Here is an 18,401-nt window from a genome sequence, read left to right as displayed (position 1 = left end):
ATAGGCGTTATCCAGTCAGGTTAGGTCGTCCAGCCGCCGGGATGTTGACCAAACTCAACTTCCGCAGGGATGGCCTGCGCGCTGCGGGGCGGTTTGCTCAGCCGCAGCTCATCTGCCGAAGGGCTTCGACGTTCCGGATCTCCAGTTGCCTTCTGCGGACGTTGACCAGCGAAGCTTCCTGCAGACGGCCCAGCACGCGGCAGACGGTTTCGACCTTCATGCCCAGATGGTTGGCGATGTCTTCGCGCGTCATCTTCAAGGTGAAGACGTGCGGGGAATAGCCATTGGCCGACATCTGATCGGACATGCCGATCAGGAAGTCGGCGACGCGCTCTTCGGTCTTCATGCAGCCCAGGGTCAGCAGCAGCCTGCGGTATTGGTCGATGTCGTGGGCGATGAGCCGGTGGAACTGCTGGGCGAAGACAAAGTCGTCGCGGCACTTCGCCAGCACGTCGCCGAAAGGCAGAATGCAGACCGTCGAGTCTTCCAGCGCGATGGCGTCGCAACGGTGCGTGCCGGTTTCCACGGCGTCCAGGCCCAGCAGCGCGCCCGCCGAGGGGAACCCCGTGATCTGCTCCAGCCCGGCCCGGTTGGTGACGCGCACCTTGACGGAACCCGACCGCAGCTCATACAGGTTCTGCAGCGCATCGCCGGCCCGGAACACGGATTCTCCCCGCCGGACCAGCCGCCGGCAGCGTATCGCGGAGACCGGCGCGGTCGACAGGCCGTCGGCGGCCGCGTGGCACAGGCGTGCCAGGGCGCATCGTTCGCAGCCGGAGGGCAGGGTCCCCCGCCACGTCCGGGAACCGGAGAAAACAAGGGGTGTGTCCATGGCCGCACCTCACTGGGTTGGATGATGGAGATATCCCGCCTGATGCCAGGAACCCTCCATTCGTGCCTGGCTGAACGTAGTATCGGATGCACGCTCAGGCCCGGCTATCAGCGCGGATCGCCAGTTTTTGCGCGCGGATGCTGACAGGTGTAGGAATATTCCTACACCGCGCGGTCAGCCGCCCGGCGCATCCTGGTCGTCGACCAGGCGGTGCCGGATCGCATAGCGCACCAGGTCGGCCTGGTTGCGCAGGTTCAGCTTGATCAGGATCCGGCTCTTGTAGGTGCTGACCGTCTTCACGCTGACGAACAACCGGCGTGCGATGTCGGAATTGCTCATGCCGGACGCCAGGTGGCGAAAGACCGACAGCTCCCGATCCGACAGCAGCAGATGCGGCAGCGCGCCCGCATCCGTATGCCGGTCGAAGGCAATGCTTTCGGCGAGCGACTGGCTCAGGTAACGTCCGCCGCCCGCGACTTTGCGCACCGCCTGGACCAGTTCTTCGCTGGCGCTGTCCTTGGTCAGGTAACCGGACGCGCCGGCCTTGATCGCCTGGACGGCGTACTGCTGTTCGCCGTGCATCGTCAGCACCAGGATCGGAACGCTCGGATGCACGCTTTTTATGTGCCGGATAAGGTCTACGCCATCGCGGCCCGGCATGGACATGTCCAGGACCAGCAGGTCCCATTGCCGCTCGCCCAGCAGTTTCATCGCCGCGGCCCCGTCTGCGGCCTCGCCCTGGACGCAAATGTCTCCGGCCTGCTCCAGCAGCCGGCGCAGGCCTTCGCGCAACAGCGTGTGGTCATCCGCCAGCATGACGGTGATCATGTGGCCTCCCATGGCGTGTCGGACTCCCGGGCCGGTATCCAGACCTCCAGCCGGAATCCGCCTTTCTTGCGCGTGTGGATCGTCACCTCGCCGTTGAGCAGCCGGACCCGCTCGCGGATGCCCTGCAGACCCAGCGAGAGGGGCAGCTTCTTGGCCAGGCTTTCCGGCGTGGCGCCCACGCCGTCGTCGCGCACGGTGAGCGCGCAATGCGTGGCATCGCAGGCCAGCCGAACGTGGACGGTAGTGGCCTGGGCGTGTTTGGCGATATTGGTCAGCGCCTCCTGGACGACGCGAAACAGGGTCGTGGCAACCTGCTTGGGCGGCTCCGACGGGCCGATCTGGATGTCGGTCTCGGTGTCGATACCGTATCGCGACACGAAATTGGCGACCAGCCATTCGACCGCCGCGGCCAGCCCCAGGTCGTCCAGCATGACGGGCCGCAGATCGGCCGCGATGCGCCGCAAGGACACAAACGTGCCTTTGATGAGCTTGCGGATCGCCCGCACGCGTTCCCGCGCCTCGGTGTCGCCGGGCGCAAGACCGGCTTCCAGCTGGGACAGTTCCATCGTCAAGGCCGTCAGGCTCTGTCCCAGGTCGTCATGAAGCTCGCGCGCGATGTGCTTTTTTTCCTGTTCGCGCACATGCAGCAAGGCGTTGGACAGGCGGGTCAGTTCATCGCGCGAGGCGCGCAGCGTCTGGTCGATGCGCTGGCGCTCGGTGATGTCGCGCAGGAAGATGGTCAGAAAGACGCCCGAGTCGGTGCACGTCTGCGAAATCGACGCCTCCATCGGGAACTCTTCGCCATTGGACCGCAGGCCCCAGAGCGGGGCGCCGAGTCCCATCTGGCGTTCGGATATGCCGGTGTCCATGAAGCGCTTGACGTGCTTGGCATGGATCGAGCGGAAGCGCGCGGGGATGAGGATGTCCACGCTGGCGCCGATGGCCTGCGCCGCCGTGCACATGAATACGCGCTCCGCCGCGGCGTTGAACATCACGATACGCTGCAACTCGTCGACCGTGATGATCGGTTCGGTGGCGGACTGGATGATATCGAGCAGCGGAGGCGCGCCAGGGGAGAGCGTCATTGCAGGATATGTGTGCCAGGTTCGGCCCGTCGTGCGGGCCATGGATCATTGCAACACACATTTCCGCGAACGGCGACAGCCGTGTGGCATGGTCCGCTGAATGCACTAGTGCTCGTGCATTCAGCGCCGTGCCTGCGGCTGGGTTGGCGCGCGATTCAGTCCACCGACGACAGCAGGGCGTCGCTGGTTCCCCCCGATCCCGCCGCGAGGGTCTGGTCGCGGAACCGGCAGAGCGCGGCATCGCACTCCTCGGCCAGCACGTCGTACTGTTTCAGGAGCAGGATGGTCCTGGGCTTGGAGCCCGCGATGGCCGCGACGTCGTCCACCGCACGGAACCCGCCATATCCCGACATGACGCAGATGACGGAGTAGCCGCGGATCAAGCGGCCCTGCGCCTGCAGGAACGCGCGCATCGGGGCGGCTAGCGATCGCAGCCATACGGGCGCGATCAGGATCACATGGTCGTATTGGTCCAGGGCAGGGCCGTCGAACCGAAAATCCGGGCTGCGCTTGAAAAGGGAATCGACGACGCAGCGCAGATCCCCCGCGAGTCCCGCGCGGGGCTTGGCGTCCCGTACTTCATGGGCCGGCCAGCCGGTCATCGATGCCAGACGCTCGGCCACCGCGCGCCCGGTGCCCGTGCGCGAATAGAAAACAATGCCGATCCGCATGGCGATCGCTCCTTGGCGCAATGGCGGCCTCAGGATTCCTGGGCGAGCAGCGCCCGGAGTATGTCGCGCCGGCTGACCACGCCGACCAGTTTTCCCTTGCTGGTCACCGGGACGCGCTTGATGCCGCGCTTGAGCAGCACATCCGCGATTTCGGCCAGGTCGGCGGACTCGTCGACGGTGATCGCCGGACTGCTCATCACGGCGGACGCCGTCTGTTCGCCCAGTTGCAGGCTGTGCAGGAACTCCAGGTTCAACGCCTCGCCCTCGGCCAGCAGGGACAGCCAATGGTCCATTTTTTTCTGGTGCGCACTGTCCTGGCGCCGCACCAGGTCGCCTTCACTGACCACGCCGAGCAGCGCGCCGTCGTCGCCGGTCACCATCACCGCGCTGATGTCCTGATTCAGCATGGCATGCATAATCTGGGAGACAGGGGTCCTGGCGGATACGCAATAGGGGGCTGCGGTCATGAGGTCGCGCGCTTTCATGGCTTTCTCCAGGGTGACGGGGCGTACCCCGGCATGTGCTTTGGTCCGTTAGTCCGTTATATGGTGACCCTGCGAACGGCAGCCATCTTGATTTTCGTCAAGCAAGAACCTGCCCGCGACGACGTCCGGAGATGACCCATGGCACACAAGCTGCGATTGCACTTTTGCGGCGCCGCCGGCACGGTGACCGGCTCGCGCCACCTGCTCGATGCCGCCGGTCGATTGGTCCTGCTGGATTGCGGGATGTTCCAGGGCGTCAAGCCGCTGCGGCAGCTCAACTGGGCGCCGTTTCCCGTGGCGCCGTCAAAGATCGAGGCGGTGGTGCTCTCGCATGCGCACCTGGACCATTCGGGCTATCTGCCCCGGCTGGTCCGCGAGGGATTCGCCGGTCCAATCTACTGTTCGGAAGCCACCTTGGACCTGTGCCGGCTGCTGCTGCTGGATAGCGCCCATCTGCAGGAGGCCGACGCCGACTACCTGAACCGGCACGGGCTGTCGCGGCACCGGCCGGCGCTGCCGCTCTACACCGTGGCCGATGCCCACCGCGCCATCGCCGCGTTGCGGCCGGTGCCGTTTGGCCAGCTGACGGCGCTGCCGGCCGGCCTGCAATTCCGGTTCACGCGGGCCGGGCATATCCTGGGCGCGGCGATTGTCGAACTTGCCTATCCGGGCGCAAGCCTGGCGTTTTCGGGAGATCTGGGCCGCTATGACGACCCGCTGATGCCGCCGCCCGAATCCGTCGCCGCCTCGGACTATCTGATCGTCGAATCGACCTACGGCAACCGGCGCCACGGTACGGAAAGCGTGTCCGACGCGTTGGCGGCCATCATCGGACGCACCATCAAACGGGGCGGCACCATCGTGATTCCCTCGTTTGCCGTCGGTCGTGCGCAACTGCTGCTGTTTCACCTGTGGCAACTCAAGCAGGCGGGGCGGATTCCGCGCGACCTGCCAATCTACCTGGACAGCCCCATGGCGAGCAGCGCCGTCGATGTCTATCTGCGTCACAGCGCCGACCAGCGGCTGTCGCGCCACGACGCCCTGGCCGCGTACGGCGTGGCCACCTGCGTGGCCGACGTGGAGCAGTCCAAGGCGCTGGACCGCTCGCCGATGCCGAAAATCATTCTGTCCGCGAGCGGCATGGCGACGGGCGGGCGCGTCATCCACCATCTGAAGCACTATGCCAGCGATCCGCGCAATACGGTCCTGTTCGCCGGCTTTCAGGCGATGGGCACCCGGGGCGCGGCGATGCTGGACGGCGCCCGCACGGTCAAGATCCACGGCGAATACGTGCCCGTGCGCGCCGAAGTGGACAATCTGTCGATGCTGTCGGCGCACGCGGATGCGGACGAGATCATGCGCTGGCTGGGCGGGTTTTCCAGGGCGCCCAGGCACACGTTTATCGTGCACGGTGAGCCGGACGCCGCCGATGCGCTGCGCCTGCGCATCAAGGACGAACTGGGCTGGCGCTGTCACGCCGTCGAGCAGGCGGAGACCGCGGTGCTGGATTGATCGCGGCAAGGGGCCTGGCCGCCATGCCGGTACGGCCATCTGTGGCCCGGCACCGCTTGGGCCTTGGCGGCCCTGTCCTCATGGCGGGTCCCGTCGGCGATCCGGCGCGGGCGACCAGGCCGGCCGCTCATCGCGGACGGTCTCGACGACGATCAGGTAGCGGCCCGCGCCGAGGACGGGCGTGCGGTCGCGGCGCAATACCCAGGGCGTCGAGACCAGATCCGCGGCGAGTTCGTATTCCGCATCCAGCAGGCCCAGGCGGTCGATCAACTGGTTGAGGGTGGCGGGGATGCGAATGCAGCCCTTGGACTGCGGGGTGCCGAGCCGGGGCTCCAGGACGCGCGGGTCGGTTGCGTGCATCTGCAGGCGCATAGTGCTGACGCCGTCCGGCGTCCAGCCTTGCCTGGCGTCCTGCCAGCCAAAATCGTACACACGCATGCCTTTCGCGCCATAGCCGAGGATGCCCTTGGCGTTGGGCGTGCCCTCGGCGCGGAAGTCGGGATTGGCCAGCGTGTGGGCAAACACCCCGGCAGGCGTTTCAAAGTGATCGAATTGTCCGACCCGTCCGGTGGAGACCGGCGCGGCGCCGACGTAATGGGGCGGCTCCCCGACGCGCAGCCAGTACAGGATCGCCGCCTGTACCTTGACGTTGCGGTCGACGACCAGGACGTACTGCGGTCCCAGGGCTAACACGCCGGCCGCGTGCAGGGACTGTTCGGCCAGGGCGCCGTACCTGGCCTGTTCGTCTTTCGGCAGCGCGAGCGCGGGCGAGACTTCCTGGCGGAAGGCGCGCTCCACCTCCTCGGGCAACACCTGCGCCAGCACGGGCACCGCGCCAAGGCACACTGCGATTGCGCCGAGAACGCGGCGCGCGCGGGCGGCCGCGCTGGAACGCCATGCGCCGCGAGAAGTCCGCTTGCGCATGGCGGCCTCGGCCTAATTGATGAGGACCACGGGGACGTGCGTGGTGTGCAGCACCTTCAAGGCCACCGACCCCAGCAGCAGGCTGCCCGCCGCGCCCAGGCCTCGCGATCCCATGACGATGTGGTCGCAGCCCTGTTCCGTGGCGTAGGCGGTGATGGTCGTGGCGATCTGCCCCACGCGCATGGCGGGCTGGTACATGACGCCTGCCTTGTCCAATGCCGCTTTCGCCTCGTTGAGCGCGGCCTTGGACTCATCATCGTAGTAGTCCTGGATCATCTCTTTGGAAATGAACGCGCGAACCGTCCCCGACACGATGGGCATCTGCACGTTCAGGAGATGGATGGTGCAGGGGCCGTATTCCCGGACGTGTTCGATCATGTAGTTGACAGCGCGCAGGGAGTTTTCGGATCCGTCGATGGGAATGAGCACGTTCTTCACAATGGCCTCGCGGGTTGGGATGTCTCGGAAGACAGCCAGGGCTGTCCGGTTCCATCATGACGCATACCTTGCCGCAGCCATTGACGGCGGTCAATGTTTGCATCCGTCCTTGCCATGCACGGGCTCATCCATCTGGCTGGCGGGCCGCCTCAGCCGGCCAGGGGCGTCGGCGCAAATCGCAGCGTCCCCGTTTTGGCATTGACAATCGTCAACATTGTCCGGGCACAACCGCGCAAGATGGAATCAAGGCGGGAGGCTATCCCGTCATTTCACGAAGGAGACAGCCATGGCACGCTTGACCCAATACAGCCCGTTCTCGACCGACCCGTTCGCGGATGTGTTCCAGGCATTTCTCAGGCCGATCCGCCAACAGGGCGACGACCAGAGTCCACGCATGGATATCGACATCACCGAGGCCACGGACAAGTATGTGCTGAAGGCGGAGGTGCCGGGGATCGACAAGAAAGATATCTCGGTCACGATCGATGGCAACACGGTGATTATTTCCGCCAACAAGGAGAAATCCAGCGAGGTCAAGGAAGGCGACAACGTCATCCGCCAGGAGAGATACTGGGGCCGCGTGCAGCGGTCGGTGTCGCTCGCCAGCCCGATCGACCAGGCCGGCGCCAAGGCGGTCTGCGAAAACGGCGTGCTCGTCCTGACCCTGCCCAAGACCGCCGGCAGCCAGCACAAGTCGCTACAGATCGAATGACCGCGTGCACCCAGCAACGCCCCGCTGCTTACGCCCCCGGGAGGTCACCATGTTTCGCCGAATTGCCGTCCATTTGGATCATGGCGCCGATTGCCAGCGCCGGATCGACTTCTGCCTGCGCGTCGCGAAGGCGCACGATGCCCACCTGACCGGGATCTACGCGAGCTACGTCGCGCCGGGTTACTTCTACGATGAGGCGGGGCTTTGGGTCCGCTCCATGGACAAGGCCGTGCAGATCAATGAAAAAGCCCGCAGCGCCTTGCAGAAGTCATTCAGCCAGTCGGCCCAGGATGCCGGCGTGGCGGCCTCCTGGCGGCAGGGTGAAGCGGGCACGCCCGCGGAGTGCGCCGCCCGGCATGCGCGCTGCTCGGACATGCTGGTTGTCGGTCAGGCCAACCCTCAGGATCCCGAAGCCGCTACCGGCAACGATTTCGTCGAACAGGTCCTGCTGTCGACGGGGCGTCCGGTCATGGTCCTGCCCCTTGCCGGCACGTTCAACACGGTCGGTACCCGGGTGGTTTACTGCTGGGACCGTGGCCGCGAGGCGGCCCGCGCGCTGGCCGATGCGGCGCCGCTGCTGCGCCATGCCGCGGCCTTGCAGGTGCTGACCCTGGACGAAGGCGCCGACACGCGGGGCGACCGCGAGATTCCCTTCGAGGACCTTGCCGCCTACTGCTCCTGCCACGGCTTTCCGCAGCCCGAGCATGAAGACCGCGACACGCGGGATATCGATATCGGCAATGCCATCCTGACGGCGGCCGCGGACTTCAACGCCGATCTCATCGTGATGGGCGCGTATGGGCACAGCCGCATGCGCGAACTGGTCATGGGCGGCGCCACGCGCTCGCTGCTCAAGGCGATGACGGCGCCCGTGCTGTTTTCCCACTAGGCGCACGCCGCGCGCCTCCGACACCGGGGAATCCATGTACCAGCGCATCCTCGTGGCCATCGACAGCAGTCACGCCGCCCAACGCGCCTTGGCCGAAGCCATCGGGAACGCCCGGGCGTCCGGGGGCCGCCTCATCCTCGTCCACGCCCTGGAGGAACCGGCCGACGCCATAGGCGCGAATCCCTATGCGGCCGAGTACGTGCGCGGGCTGAACGAAGACACGAAGCAGGCCGCGGCGGACCTGCTGGACCGGGCCCGCGACCGCGCGGCCGCGGCCGGGGTGCAGGCCGAGGCCGTGCTGCTGGAGCCGGGCGCGGCGCCGGTGGCAGAGCGGATCGTCCAGTCCGCCCGGGACCGCAAGGCCGACCTGATCGTCATGGGCACGCACGGGCGCCATGGCGTCAAGCGCGTGATGCTGGGCAGCAACGCCCATGGCGTGCTGCGGGTCGCGGACGTTCCCGTGCTATTGGTGCGGACGCCATGAGGGCGATGGTCCTGCGGGAAGCGGGGATGCCGCTGGCGCTGGAAACACGCCCGACGCCCGAGCCAGGCCCCGGCCAGGTCCGGTTGAGGGTGCTGGCGTGCGCGGTGTGCCGAACGGACCTGCACGTCGTGGATGGCGAATTGCCCGACCAGAGCTATCCGCGCATTCCCGGCCATGAAGTGGCGGGCATCGTCGAAGCGGTGGGCGCGGGCGCCGACGCCGCATTGCTGGGCCACTATGTTGGCGCCGCCTGGTTGGCGCGCACCTGCGGCCATTGCGAATTCTGCCTGGCCGGGCAGGAGAACCTCTGCGAGGAGGCGCTGTTCAACGGCTACACCCGAGATGGCGGCTTTGCCACGCACATGCTGGCGGACGCGGACTACCTGTTTGCATTGCCGCGAGCGGGCGTTGCCACGCACGTGGCGCCATGGCTCTGCGCGGGGCTCATCGGGTGGCGGGCGCTGCGCGCCGCCGGCAACGCGCACCGCGTGGGGATCTACGGGTTCGGATCGGCCGCGCAGCTCGTGACCCAGGTGTGCCGGCGTCAGCAGCGGGAAGTCTATGCGTTCACCCGTCCTGGCGACGCCCCGGCGCAGCGGCACGCGCTGGCGCTGGGCGCGGACTGGGCCGGCGACAGCAGCCAGGCGCCGCCGGCGCTCCTGGACGGCGCCATCATTTTTGCCCCCGTGGGCGCGCTGGTCCCGCGCGCCCTGCAGGCCGTGCGCCGCGGGGGCAGGGTGGTTTGCGCCGGCATCCACATGTCCGACATTCCGGCTTTCCCGTATCGCCTGCTCTGGGGCGAGCGCGCCGTCTCGTCCGTCGCCAACCTCACGCGCGAAGACGGCAGGGAGTTCCTTGGCAAGGCGGCAGCATGGGATTTGCGCACCGACATCCGCACCTATCGCCTTGAAGACGCCAACCGCGCCCTGGACGATCTGCGTGCAGGCCGCATCCAGGCGACGGCGGTCCTTGTCCCCTGAATGCGCCAGGCGGGGTACGTGCGGTCAGCGTCTTGATTCACTGGCCGGCCTCGCTTCGCACCGGCGTCACAAGCAGACCTCGCACGGCGCGGGCGTCCCCGTTTCCGCATCCCCCAGCACCGCGTCCAGTCCGGGCTCGGGCCGGAACAGCGTCAGTCCCTTCAGGCCCAGCCGCCACGCCGACATGAACAGGGCCTGCGCCCGCTCGACGCTGCAATCCGTCGGCACCGGGACGGTCTTGGAGATGGCGGCGTCGACAAACGGCTGCAGCGCGCCCAGCATCGCCACATGATCTTCCGGCGCGATCTGCGCCGCGGTGCGAAAGCCCGCCGGCAGGGGCGCGTGGGGATGCAGGCTGCGCCAGAGCCGCCAGGCGTGGTTTTCCACGGTCATGTCGACCGGCGTTCCTCGCAGCGTGACCCGGCGGCGGTATGCCCAGCCATAGGGCGGTTCGATGCCGTTCGAGCAATTGTCCGCGAAGGCCAGGCTGACGCTGCCCGTCGGCGCGTAAGACACCAGATGGCTGTTGCGCAGGCCATGTTGCCGGATTGCCGCGCGCACGCGGACCGGGAGTGCGTCGCCGATGGCGCCCGCCGTCAGATAGTCACGGGGCCGGTAAAGGGGAAACGGCTTGCGCTCGGCCGCCAATGCGGCCGATGCCGCATAGGCGCTGTCCCGCAGGCACCGCGCGACGGCGCTTGCGACCTGCCTGCCCGATTCGCTGTCATAGCGCAGCTGCAGCATCGTAAGCATGTCGGCCAGGCCGGTCACGCCGACGCCCACCCGCCGTTTGGACATCGCCTCGGCGCGCTGGGCGGGAAGCGGCCAGCGCGTCAGGTCGATGACGTTGTCCAGCATGCGTACCTGGGTCCGGACCAGGCCGGCCAGCTTCTCCATGTCCAGTTCCGCGCGGCCGCCCAGGCCGAAAGGGTGCATGACCAGGCGAGTCAGATCGATGGGGCCCAGCACGCAGCACCCGTAATCGGGCAAGGGCTGTTCGCCGCAGGGGTTGGTGGCGCGCAGGGTTTCGAGCGCGCGCAGGTTGTTGCGCCGGTTGATGGTGTCGATATACAGCAGGCCCGGCTCCGCGCTATGCACCGATTCCTGGACGATGGCGTCCCAAAGCGAACGGGCGGGCGCCAGGCCATACTGCCATTGGCCATCGTCCCGCAGAAGCGCGCCCGCCGCGATGGCCTGAGGCCCGGGCGGCGCGGGATGCACCAGGGGCCACGGTTCGTCGCGCTGCACCGCGGCCAGGAACGCATCGGTGACCGCGACGGACACGTTGAAGGTGCGCCATCGCCGGCGCCCATGCTTGGCCCGGGCAAACGCCAGCACGTCGGGATGCGAGCAGGAAAGCACCGCCATCTGCGCCCCGCGCCGGCTGCCCTGGAATTGCAGGCTGGCGCAGGCGCTGTCGTAGCGGTCGATGGCGTCGCATACGGCCGGCGCCGCCGTCCCGCCCGCAGCGGCCACGGGCGCCAGCGCCGAGAAGTCATAACCGACCCCGCCTCCCATGGCCAATGTCGCGCAGGCCTGTTCCAGCCCGGCCTCGAAGGAGAGGGCGCCCGGGCCGCCGCCCACCGGCTGCACGAAGCAGTTCACCATGGTCGCGCAGGTGTCCGTGCCCGCATTCGCCATGATCCGGCCCGCGCCGATCGCGCCGGCCTGCATGTTGGCCAGGAACTGCCTGGCACGGTCGGCCTGCAGCGCCGGGGGCTCGGCGAGGGCGAGCGCCGCCGCCACGCGCGCATAGATGCGCAAGGCGTCCCGCTCCCCGGGCGCCGCATAACGGTCCGCCAGCACCTGCGCGCAAATGGGTTGCACCCGCGGCACGGCGCGGCCCCCGGCAGGTCAGGAGGTGCCTTCCGGAGACCGCACCAGCAGGACCGGCACCGTCGCTCCCCGCAAGATGCCTTCGGCGCTGCTGCCCAGGACCAGGCGACGGGCACCCCGGCGGCCGTGCGTGCCGATGACGATCAGATCGGCTTTCCAGGCGGCGGCTTCGTCCAGCACCCGCTGTTGCACGGTCCGGTCCAGGTTCTCGTACAGCGCCGTGTCCGCTTCGATGCCTTGGGCGCGGACCGTGTTCTGCGCGGTTTCCACCAGCTTGGCGCCGTTCTTGCGCATCAGGTCCAGCAGCTCGCCGGCGTGATAGCTGTAGGCGTCGACCGTCAGCGCAAACGACAGCTCGTCGATGACGTGGATCAGGCGTATGCGCGCATGCGCCAGCTTGGCCACCCGGATGGCTTCTTGCAGGCCGAATTGGGAGGTGTCGCTTCCGTCGATGGGAACAAGGATTCTCTCGTACATGCTGGTCTCCGGTGGATGGGGCGTGCCACCAGTATCAGCGCACGCGCACGCCGGATATTGATTCCGGTCAATCTACGCATCGGGAAACGCCAACTGCCTAGAGGGAAGCCTGTTTCATGCGGCCCGACAGCGCGGCGGCCGTTTCCTTGCGCTCGCTGTAGCGGTCCACCAGATACGGCGAGACGTCCCGCGTGAGCAGGGTGAACTTCATCAACTCCTCCACGACGTCGACCAGGCGGTCATAGTAAGGAGAGGGCTTCATCCGGCCCGCGTCGTCAAACTCCTGGTAGGCCTTGGCCACCGAGGACTGATTGGGAATGGTCAGCATGCGCATCCAGCGCCCCAGCACGCGCATCTGGTTCACGGCGTTGAAGGATTGCGACCCGCCCGAGACCTGCATGACCGCAAGGGTCTTGCCCTGGGTGGGCCGCAATGCGCCCACCGACAACGGTATCCAATCGATCTGCGTCTTCATCAGGCCCGTCATGGCGCCGTGCCGCTCCGGCGAACTCCAGATCATGCCTTCGGACCACTGGACCAGCTCGTGCAGTTCCCGGACCTTGGGATGATCGTCGGTGGCGTCATCCACCAGCGGCAGCCCGGAGGGGTTGTACAACCGGGCTTCGCCGCCAAGCGCCTGCACCAGCCTGGCGGCTTCCTCGGCGGCCAGGCGGCTGTAGGACCGCACGCGCAGGGACCCGTAGAGCAGCAAGATGCGCGGGGCATGCTCGGCGCGCACCGGGGCGTAGAGCTTGCCGGTGTCGGGAGGCGCCAACAGGGCGGAATCGATATTGGGCAGGTCGGTTGCCATCTCAGACACGATTTCCCTCCGCGTCGATGAGCGGCTCGCCGTCTTCCTTGTTGAAGGCGCCGCGCTGCGGCTGGGGCAGGATGTCCAGGACCGTCTCCGACGGGCGGCACAGCCGGGTGCCCAGCGGGGTGGTCACGATGGGGCGGTTGATCAGGATCGGATGCTGGAGCATGAAACCGATCAACTGCTCCTCGGTCCAGGCCGGATCCGACAGCCCGAGTTCGTCGTACGGCGTGCCTTTCTGGCGCAGCAGGTCCCGCGCCGGCATTCCCATGGCATGGAGCAGCGACCGCAACGTATCGGCGTCGGGCGGCGTTTTCAGGTATTCGATGATGGTCGGTTCCGCGCCGCTATTGCGGATGAGCCCAAGCACGTTGCGCGACGTGCCGCAGGCGGGGTTGTGATAGATGGTTATTGAACTCATGAATTGTCTCTGTTGAGGGTGCAGGAAGGGATGTCAACGGGGGCCGCATGCCGCGGCAGGGCGGCAGGCCCTTCCGCGTCATTGCCGCGGGATGCCGGCCTCGTACCATCCCTTGCTTCGATTGACGATGCGCACGACGAGCAGCATGACCGGCACCTCGATGAGCACGCCGACCACGGTCGCCAGCGCGGCGCCCGACTGGAAGCCGAACAGGCTGATCGCGGCGGCGACGGCCAGCTCGAAAAAGTTGGACGCGCCGATCAGGGCCGACGGGCACGCAATGCTGTGTTTTTCGCCCACGCGGCGATTGAGCCAGTACGCCAGGCCCGAATTGAAAAACACCTGGATGAGGATGGGAACGGCCAGCATGGCAATCACCAGCGGCTGGCCGATGATGGCTTCGCCCTGGAACGCGAACAGCAGCACCAGCGTCAGCAGCAGGGCCGCCATCGAAAACGGCCCGATGCGCGCCAGCGCCGCGTCGAACGCCGCCTGGCCGCGACGCAGCAGCGCCCGGCGCCAGACCTGGGCAAGGATGACCGGGATCACGATGTACAGTCCCACCGACACCAGCAAGGTGTCCCACGGCACGGTGATGGCGGACAGGCCCAGCAACAGTCCGACCACGGGCGCGAAGGCAAACACCATGATCGTGTCGTTCAGCGCCACCTGAGAAAGCGTGAAAACGGGGTCTCCGCCGGTCAGCCGGCTCCAGACGAAGACCATCGCGGTGCAGGGCGCCGCCGCCAGCAGGATCAGGCCCGCGATGTAACTATCCAGCTGGTCCGCGGGCAGCCACGGCGAAAAGACCTGGCGGATGAACAGCCAGCCCAGGAACGCCATCGAGAACGGCTTGACGGCCCAGTTGATGAACAGCGTGACGCCGATGCCTCGCCAGTGCTGCCTGACCTGGCCCAGCGCGCCAAAATCCACCTTGAGCAGCATTGGAATGATCATCACCCAGATCAACACGCCCACGGGCAGATTGACCTGGGCGACTTCCATGCGCCCGATGGCCTGGAAGACCGTCGGCATGGACTGGCCGAGGATTACGCCCGACACGATGCACAGGAAGACCCATACCGTCAGGTAGCGCTCGAAAACGTTCATGCCGGGGCGCTGGCGCGGCGCCGATGCCGCGTTGGTGTTCACGTTTGTGCTGGACGACATCGATTCACTCCCCCGATTGGCCGATGCCGCGCAGCTCATGCTGGAGCGACAGCGCATCCAGGCGGTCCAGCGGCAAGGACAGGAAGAGTTCGATGCGCCGCTTGAGCATACGGGCCGCATCGTGAAAGGCCTTGAGGCGTTCTTCTTCGCTGCCTTCATGGGCGGCGGGGTCCGGCACGCCCCAATGCGCGGTCATGGGCTGGCCGGGCCATACCGGGCAGACTTCGCCCGCGGCGTTGTCGCACACCGTGATGATGAAGTCCATTTTCGGGGCGTCGGGCGCCGCGAACTCGTCCCAGCTTTTGCTGCGATAGCCCGCCGTGGGCAGCGAATACGATCCCAGCGTGGCGACGGCCAGCGGATGGACCTCGCCCTTGGGCGAGCTGCCGGCGGAGTAGGCGCGAAAGCGCTCGCCGCCCAGGCCATTGAGCAGCCCTTCGGCCAGGATGGAGCGTGCGGAGTTGCCGGTGCAGAGAAAGAGCACATTGAAAGGAGAGTGCGACATGGGGTGGTCCTAGCAGCAGGGGGAAGCGGAATTCGGGTTGGGGACGCAGCAACCGGCCGGGGCCGGCGCTTGGGTTTTGACTCGGGCAGTGGCTGCCGGCGGACAGCAGGCGGGCGTCTGCGGCTGGCCGGTAGCCGTGCCGTGCGATTCGCCAAAGACGGGAATCGTGCCCAGGGTGTGGAAGTGTTCCCACGCCAGCCCCTGGGGGTCGGTGATCCAGTATTTCTCGCTGCGCGCGTAGCAGCAGGCCGTTTCACCCTGGTCCTGCAGGGACAGGGCGGCGGCATTGGCCCGGGACTTCAGCGCGGCCAGCTCGTCGGCGCTGTCGGCCTGTATCCCGAAATGGTCGACGCCCTGGGTATTGCCGCGGGTCGAGATCGCAAAATTGACCGGTGGATCGTCCAGCATCCACTTTGCGTAATCGGATTCGACGCGGGCCGGCTCGCAGGCGAACAGCCGGGAGTAGAAACCGATGTTCGCGGAGAGGTCATCGACGTGCAGGTGAACGTGAAAGCGCTTCATGGAAAGCTCCTGATCAGCAGGTCGTGCAGGCGCCCGGGACGGACGCCTCGCAAGATTCGCCCTGGCAGCAGTGTTCGGTGAGATAGCCGAGCAATCCGTTCATGCGCGAGAAATCGGCGCGGTAAATCAGATTGCGTCCTTGTTGCTCGACGCTGACCAGGCCGGCATGCGCAAGCTCTTTCAAATGGAAGGACAGCGTGTTTCGCGCGACCTCAAGCTGCTCCGCCAGCACGCTGGGCGTCAATCCGGGCGGCCCGGCCACGACCAGGGCGCGAAACGTCCGCAATCGTTGGGGATGGGCAAGGGCGCCGAGCGCCATGATGGCTTGGTCTTCGTTCATGAGTCGATGATACAACGATTATTGAACTATTAAGCAATTGAAATCTGGCAATTTATTTGTGTATGAATCTCTACATAGATGTAGCGTCCACAACAATTACGCAGTACGCTCTTCTCATGAACTGGCTAATCCTCATCCTTTCGCTGTCTACTGAAAACGCCACCGCCCGCATGCGCGCCTGGCGAGCCCTGAAGTCCTGCGGGGCCGCCGTGTTGCGTGACGGGGTCTACCTGTTGCCCGGTCAACAGGACAGCGATCTGGCGGCCATCGCGCAAGATGTGCGCGATAACGGGGGCAGCGTGTTTCTGCTGCAGGCGGCCGCCTGTTCCCCGGCGGACGAGGGCGAGTTTCGCGCGCTGTTCGACCGTTCGGCCGACTATGCCGAGCTGATGCAGGAAGTGGCGCAGGCCCGCGCCGCGCTCACGACCGCAACTGCCATGGAAACGCTCAAACAGGCGCGCAAGCTGCGCAAGCGGTTCACGCAGATTTCCGGGATCGACTTTTTTGCGGGCGAGGCGCAGCGGCAGGCGCAGGCCGCGCTGACCGCGCTGGAAGAGGGCGCCAGTCGCGCCTTGTCGCCTGATGAACCGCATCCGGTAAGCACGGCCGTTCCCCGTCTGCCCACGGCCGATTACCGAGGCCGGACCTGGGCCACCCGCGCCCGCCCTTGGGTGGACCGGTTGGCCAGCGCCTGGCTGATCCGCCGGCATATCGATCCAGAAGCCCGCATCCTCTGGCTCTCATCACCGGCCGATTGTCCCCGCGATGCGCTGGGTTTCGACTTCGATGGCGCAATGTTTTCGCACGTGGGCGCGCTGGTGACGTTTGAGACGCTGTTGGCGGCGTTTGGCTTGCACAACCCCGCGCTCGAACGCCTGGGCGCCATCGTGCACTACCTGGATGTCGGTGGCGTCCAACCCGCCGAGGCGGCGGGGGTCGAGCAAGTCCTGGCCGGGCTGCGCGACACCATCCCCGACGACGATCAGTTGCTTGCCCTGGCCTGCGGTGTTTTCGACGGTTTGGCGGCCAGCTTTGGAAAAGAGGCCGCAACATGAATACCCGCACGCAGGACACCCTGGCAGCACCGGTCACGCCCGCCGGCGCGCCCGCGGAAACACCGCAGCCCGTCAGCTTTGCCCAGGCCTTCTGGTTCTGGCTGAAGCTGGGCTTCATCAGCTTTGGCGGACCAGCCGGTCAGATCGCCATCATGCACACCGAACTGGTGGAGCGCCGCCGCTGGATCAGCGAACGCCGCTTTCTGCATGCGCTGAACTACTGCATGCTGCTGCCCGGGCCGGAAGCCCAGCAACTGGCGACCTACATCGGCTGGCTGCTGCACCGCACCTGGGGCGGCATTGTCGCCGGCGCGCTGTTCGTGCTGCCTTCGCTGTTCATCCTGATCGGCTTGTCCTGGGTCTACGTGGCCCACGGCGACGTCCCCGTCATCGCCGGGATCTTCTACGGCATCAAGCCGGCAGTCACCGCGATCGTCCTGCATGCGGCGCACCGCATCGGGTCGCGCGCGCTCAAGAGCCCGGTGCTGTGGAGCATCGCGGGCGCCGCCTTCGTGGCGATCTTTGCATTGCATGTGCCGTTTCCGCTGATCGTCGCGGCCGCCGCGCTGATCGGCTTCATCGCAGGCAAGCGCTGGCCTGACCATTTTCGGACTGGCGTGCGTCACGGCGCCGGCGGCCGGGGGTTCGGTCCCGCGCTGGTTGACGACGACACGCCCACGCCCGCGCACGCCCGCTTTCGCTGGACACGCCTGGCGGCCATTCTGGCGACAGGGGCCTTGCTCTGGGCCGTGCCCATGGCCTTGCTGACGGCCACGTATGGCTGGCAGGGCGCCTACACACAGATGGGCTGGTTCTTCACGAAAGCGGCCTTCCTGACTTTCGGCGGCGCGTATGCCGTGCTTCCCTATATCTATCAGGGCGCGGTCGACACGTATGCCTGGCTGACGCCGATTCAGATGATCGACGGACTGGCGTTGGGAGAAACCACGCCCGGGCCGCTCATCATGGTGGTCGCCTTCGTGGGCTTTGTCGGCGGCTACGCCCAGGCGCTCATGGGCCCCGATGCCTTGTTCCTGGCCGGCGCGCTGGCTGCCACTGTCGTCACCTGGTTCACCTTCCTGCCGTCGTTCCTGTTCGTTCTGGCTGGCGGCCCGCTGGTTGAAGCGACCAAGGAAGACCTGAAGTTCACCGCGCCGCTCACGGCCATCACTGCCGCCGTGGTGGGCGTCATCCTCAACCTGGCGGTGTTCTTCGGCTACCACGTCCTGTGGCCCGACGGCCTGGCAGGGCGCTTCGACCTGGGCTCGGCGCTGATCGCCCTGGCCGCGGCCATCGCGCTGTTCAAGTTCAAGCGCGGCGTTATCGAAGTCATCGGGGCATGCGCTGCCATTGGACTGGTAGTGAAACTTGTGCTGTGAGCCCGCACCGCCGCGCCCACGCAACCCTCCCAGGAGCGTCAT

22 protein-coding genes are annotated in these 18,401 nt (G+C 66.7%); 7 read left to right on the top strand and 15 right to left on the bottom strand.

Translation table 11 applies throughout. The annotated features are described in order from the left end of the window. Nucleotides 1–97: 97 nt before the first annotated feature. From BXA00_RS23935 to BXA00_RS23915, 5 genes are all read right to left on the bottom strand, one after another. A complete protein-coding gene (locus BXA00_RS23935; protein WP_083714327.1) occupies nt 98–832 on the bottom strand; it encodes a helix-turn-helix domain-containing protein in 735 nt (244 codons plus the stop codon). Between the two features lie 174 nt (nt 833–1,006). Beyond that, the gene (locus BXA00_RS23930; protein ID WP_076522094.1) at nt 1,007–1,660 is read right to left on the bottom strand and encodes a response regulator transcription factor; all 654 of its coding nucleotides are present in this window, start codon (nt 1,658–1,660) and stop codon (nt 1,007–1,009) included. Beyond that, a complete protein-coding gene (locus BXA00_RS23925) occupies nt 1,657–2,745 on the bottom strand; it encodes a PAS domain-containing sensor histidine kinase (RefSeq protein ID WP_076520876.1) in 1,089 nt (362 codons plus the stop codon). The genes BXA00_RS23930 and BXA00_RS23925 overlap by 4 nt, the downstream gene beginning before the upstream one ends. A gap of 155 nt (nt 2,746–2,900) precedes the next feature. Further along, complete coding sequence (locus BXA00_RS23920; protein WP_076520875.1) at nt 2,901–3,416, bottom strand: flavodoxin family protein; 516 nt, start codon at nt 3,414–3,416, stop codon at nt 2,901–2,903. Between the two features lie 29 nt (nt 3,417–3,445). After that, nucleotides 3,446–3,901 (bottom strand): CBS domain-containing protein, encoded by a 456-nt coding sequence (locus BXA00_RS23915; RefSeq protein ID WP_076520874.1) that lies wholly within the window; start codon nt 3,899–3,901, stop codon nt 3,446–3,448. Nucleotides 3,902–4,039: 138 nt separating this feature from the next. Here BXA00_RS23915 and BXA00_RS23910 point away from each other — a divergent pair, with 138 nt between their 5' ends. Then, nucleotides 4,040–5,413, top strand: a complete 1,374-nt coding sequence (locus BXA00_RS23910) for an MBL fold metallo-hydrolase RNA specificity domain-containing protein (protein ID WP_076520873.1) — start codon at nt 4,040–4,042, stop codon at nt 5,411–5,413. Between the two features lie 78 nt (nt 5,414–5,491). Here the strand turns inward: BXA00_RS23910 and BXA00_RS23905 are convergent, their stop codons facing one another. Continuing rightward, nucleotides 5,492–6,337 (bottom strand): L,D-transpeptidase, encoded by an 846-nt coding sequence (locus BXA00_RS23905; RefSeq protein ID WP_076520872.1) that lies wholly within the window; start codon nt 6,335–6,337, stop codon nt 5,492–5,494. 12 nt (nt 6,338–6,349) lie between these two features. Beyond that, nucleotides 6,350–6,775, bottom strand: coding sequence for a universal stress protein (locus tag BXA00_RS23900; protein ID WP_076520871.1), 426 nt, complete (start codon nt 6,773–6,775; stop codon nt 6,350–6,352). Nucleotides 6,776–7,061: 286 nt separating this feature from the next. On the opposite strand from BXA00_RS23900, the gene BXA00_RS23895 reads away from it, so the two are divergent. Genes BXA00_RS23895 through BXA00_RS23880 form a run of 4 tightly spaced genes read left to right on the top strand, consistent with a single transcriptional unit; the run spans nt 7,062 to nt 9,840 of the window. Further along, the gene (locus BXA00_RS23895) at nt 7,062–7,487 is read left to right on the top strand and encodes an Hsp20/alpha crystallin family protein (RefSeq protein ID WP_076520870.1); all 426 of its coding nucleotides are present in this window, start codon (nt 7,062–7,064) and stop codon (nt 7,485–7,487) included. Between the two features lie 49 nt (nt 7,488–7,536). Further along, entirely contained in the window at nt 7,537–8,376 is an 840-nt protein-coding gene (locus BXA00_RS23890; RefSeq protein ID WP_076520869.1) for a universal stress protein, read from the top strand. Nucleotides 8,377–8,410: 34 nt separating this feature from the next. Then, entirely contained in the window at nt 8,411–8,860 is a 450-nt protein-coding gene (locus BXA00_RS23885) for a universal stress protein (RefSeq protein ID WP_076520868.1), read from the top strand. Further along, nucleotides 8,857–9,840, top strand: a complete 984-nt coding sequence (locus BXA00_RS23880; protein ID WP_076520867.1) for a zinc-dependent alcohol dehydrogenase family protein — start codon at nt 8,857–8,859, stop codon at nt 9,838–9,840. Before BXA00_RS23885 ends, BXA00_RS23880 begins: the two co-directional genes overlap by 4 nt. 66 nt (nt 9,841–9,906) lie before the next feature. Here BXA00_RS23880 and BXA00_RS23875 read toward each other — a convergent pair whose 3' ends face one another. From BXA00_RS23875 to BXA00_RS23840, 8 genes are all read right to left on the bottom strand, one after another. Beyond that, on the bottom strand, nt 9,907–11,667 hold the full coding sequence (locus BXA00_RS23875) for an adenosylcobalamin-dependent ribonucleoside-diphosphate reductase (RefSeq protein WP_076520866.1): 1,761 nt from the start codon (nt 11,665–11,667) through the stop codon (nt 9,907–9,909). A 27-nt stretch (nt 11,668–11,694) separates the two neighbouring features. Next, on the bottom strand, nt 11,695–12,153 hold the full coding sequence (locus BXA00_RS23870) for a universal stress protein (protein ID WP_076520865.1): 459 nt from the start codon (nt 12,151–12,153) through the stop codon (nt 11,695–11,697). Between the two features lie 97 nt (nt 12,154–12,250). After that, entirely contained in the window at nt 12,251–12,973 is a 723-nt protein-coding gene (arsH, locus tag BXA00_RS23865; protein ID WP_076520864.1) for an arsenical resistance protein ArsH, read from the bottom strand. Beyond that, on the bottom strand, nt 12,966–13,388 hold the full coding sequence (gene arsC, locus BXA00_RS23860; RefSeq protein WP_076520863.1) for an arsenate reductase (glutaredoxin): 423 nt from the start codon (nt 13,386–13,388) through the stop codon (nt 12,966–12,968). The genes arsH and arsC overlap by 8 nt, the downstream gene beginning before the upstream one ends. A gap of 78 nt (nt 13,389–13,466) precedes the next feature. Continuing rightward, nucleotides 13,467–14,558 (bottom strand): ACR3 family arsenite efflux transporter, encoded by a 1,092-nt coding sequence (gene arsB, locus BXA00_RS23855; RefSeq protein WP_076520862.1) that lies wholly within the window; start codon nt 14,556–14,558, stop codon nt 13,467–13,469. 4 nt (nt 14,559–14,562) lie between these two features. Beyond that, the gene (locus tag BXA00_RS23850; protein WP_076520861.1) at nt 14,563–15,063 is read right to left on the bottom strand and encodes an arsenate reductase ArsC; all 501 of its coding nucleotides are present in this window, start codon (nt 15,061–15,063) and stop codon (nt 14,563–14,565) included. A 9-nt stretch (nt 15,064–15,072) separates the two neighbouring features. Continuing rightward, nucleotides 15,073–15,585: an ArsI/CadI family heavy metal resistance metalloenzyme gene (locus BXA00_RS23845; RefSeq protein WP_076520860.1), complete on the bottom strand. Its 513-nt coding sequence runs from the start codon at nt 15,583–15,585 to the stop codon at nt 15,073–15,075. Between the two features lie 13 nt (nt 15,586–15,598). Next, complete coding sequence (locus BXA00_RS23840; protein WP_076520859.1) at nt 15,599–15,925, bottom strand: helix-turn-helix transcriptional regulator; 327 nt, start codon at nt 15,923–15,925, stop codon at nt 15,599–15,601. Nucleotides 15,926–16,041: 116 nt separating this feature from the next. On the opposite strand from BXA00_RS23840, the gene BXA00_RS23835 reads away from it, so the two are divergent. Both BXA00_RS23835 and chrA read left to right on the top strand, forming a co-directional pair. Beyond that, a complete protein-coding gene (locus BXA00_RS23835) occupies nt 16,042–16,980 on the top strand; it encodes a chromate resistance protein ChrB domain-containing protein (RefSeq protein WP_076520858.1) in 939 nt (312 codons plus the stop codon). Next, complete coding sequence (gene chrA, locus BXA00_RS23830; protein ID WP_076520857.1) at nt 16,977–18,359, top strand: chromate efflux transporter; 1,383 nt, start codon at nt 16,977–16,979, stop codon at nt 18,357–18,359. Before BXA00_RS23835 ends, chrA begins: the two co-directional genes overlap by 4 nt. Nucleotides 18,360–18,401 lie beyond the last annotated feature (42 nt).

Source organism: Achromobacter sp. MFA1 R4 (assembly GCF_900156745.1).
Taxonomy (GTDB): Bacteria; Pseudomonadota; Gammaproteobacteria; order Burkholderiales; family Burkholderiaceae_B; genus Achromobacter.
This window is presented reverse-complemented; position numbering and strand designations above follow the sequence as displayed.